This is a genomic window from Okeania sp. SIO2B9 (assembly GCF_010672505.1).
Taxonomy (GTDB): domain Bacteria; phylum Cyanobacteriota; class Cyanobacteriia; order Cyanobacteriales; family Microcoleaceae; genus Okeania; species Okeania hirsuta.
In genome coordinates this window covers 1-1,662 of sequence record NZ_JAAHGK010001501.1, presented here as the reverse complement: position 1 = coordinate 1,662, position 1,662 = coordinate 1, and the positions used below count along the sequence as shown (strand labels likewise).

3 protein-coding genes are annotated in these 1,662 nt (G+C 35.5%); 1 reads left to right on the top strand and 2 read right to left on the bottom strand.

Features of this window, described 5'->3' with window-relative positions:
- Positions 1-3 precede the first annotated feature (3 nt).
- Both F6K13_RS32055 and F6K13_RS32050 read right to left on the bottom strand, forming a co-directional pair.
- Complete coding sequence (locus F6K13_RS32055) at positions 4-264, bottom strand: NB-ARC domain-containing protein (RefSeq protein WP_287289735.1); 261 nt, start codon at positions 262-264, stop codon at positions 4-6.
- A 105-nt stretch (positions 265-369) separates the two neighbouring features.
- Positions 370-867: a hypothetical protein gene (locus F6K13_RS32050; protein WP_124144244.1), complete on the bottom strand. Its 498-nt coding sequence runs from the start codon at positions 865-867 to the stop codon at positions 370-372.
- A gap of 463 nt (positions 868-1,330) precedes the next feature.
- Between F6K13_RS32050 and F6K13_RS32045 the strand changes: the two genes are divergently transcribed.
- Positions 1,331-1,662 (top strand): choice-of-anchor K domain-containing protein (locus F6K13_RS32045; protein ID WP_287289733.1); only part of this gene is annotated, 332 nt, incomplete at its 3' end.

Genomic DNA, 1,662 nt, shown 5'->3' with positions numbered 1-1,662 from the left:
TGCTCATGCTAATAAATCTTCCTCCTCCGGTAGAATAAGTCCGAGATTATTCTCAGCAAACCTGAGTATCTGAATACCCACATTTTCTGTAGGTACTTCCAACCAACAAATACCACCAGGGTAAGCAGACTTATTAGCATGAGCGTATCGACGGGAAAGTTCCGTTTTACCAACACCCCCCATTCCAGAAATAGAAGCAATAGCAACCCGTTGATGATTTTTTAGCAATTCGTGGAGTTGGGCAAGTTCCTTTTCCCTACCCACAAAAACTTTATTATCTAAACCTTCCTCCCCAGGAATATAGTATTTTTGGTTAGGATGTTGAAATTGGGTACTTTTCTTTATCGGTGCCCTTCCCGACGACTGCTGTCAAAAGGTAACTTGACCTTGAAACGTGGGATTTTGAATAACTACATTATTATTATTATCCGTACTTACAGAATTATTATTATTATCCGTATTTACAGAACCCCCAGTAATACTGCTTCCCTGAAACAAAGCACTAATTTTCTGAGCAGTTATCCCTTGAGACTTTATTTCTTCCAACTTCGCCTCAAGATTTTTCACATATTCTGGATATTCCTCTTTAGCAACCGCAACTACATCAATAATATCTTGCTTAAGTTCAGGGTTTTGATTTGCCACTGCCTCCATTTCCCGTATCGCTTGCTCAAAATCTCCAGGAAAAGGATTTTCCCGTGCAGGTTTCAAAGCAGCAAAAGTATTCGCAGGCATTCTTTTTATCCCTTGCCATAACTTACCCAAATTTTCGGTAGTCTTTTCTCCTAAACCTTCCCCTGTTTTTTCCACATATTTAGTTAAAAAGTGGTAGGCGATCGCTACTGCCGTCAGTTCTATCGGTTCCATTTTCCAGAGTCCTTTTTAGATAGTTAAAAGTAGCTTCTTATCCTAAAATATCGATTCCGGAAAATTATAGAGTTTAATAATATTAGCAAATACAAATAGAGGTACTGCATAAGCACTTTCAATAATTAATAATTAATAATTAATAACTAACAATTACCTCTCCTGGAAAAGAAGAGGCTTTAAACCTTAATTATTCGGTAAGTATTAAACCGGACGCGATATAAATATCTTGATAATTAGTTATCATGAAAATTCAATAGTCAATATTCTATATCCTATTTCTACAAATTTGCCATTATTTATAGAAATAGATAGAAATAGAATGAATTTTTTGCAAGATTCTTATTGCGTATTTTTACTGATTTTATAAGTGTTAAACTGAATTATATAAGTTCTCTGTCCTATTCAAATTTCAATCCTGATATTGCCTCAGAGAAATCAAAAAAAGGAGAGTAAATCAATAATGAACATACCTAAACTTTTAACAACCTTAGTAGCAACTACTACTATCTTATTTGCAGCAACAGAAAACGCCCAAGCTATTACTTTTTCTGGAACATCATCTGGATCTTGGGGTTTACCCGTTGTATCTACTGGTGTAGAATCTCTCTCCGATGAAAACGGTGGGACAAATAACAGATTAACTTGGGGAATTGCTGCCACTACATCGTTCAGAAATTATGTTCAGTATGATGGCTTAAGTTTCAGCACGGATGTAAATACTTTATTTGCTGTTGGTGATTTAACTTATCGTAATGGTGTTACTTACTATGGTTTTAATGGAGACTTTCCTCA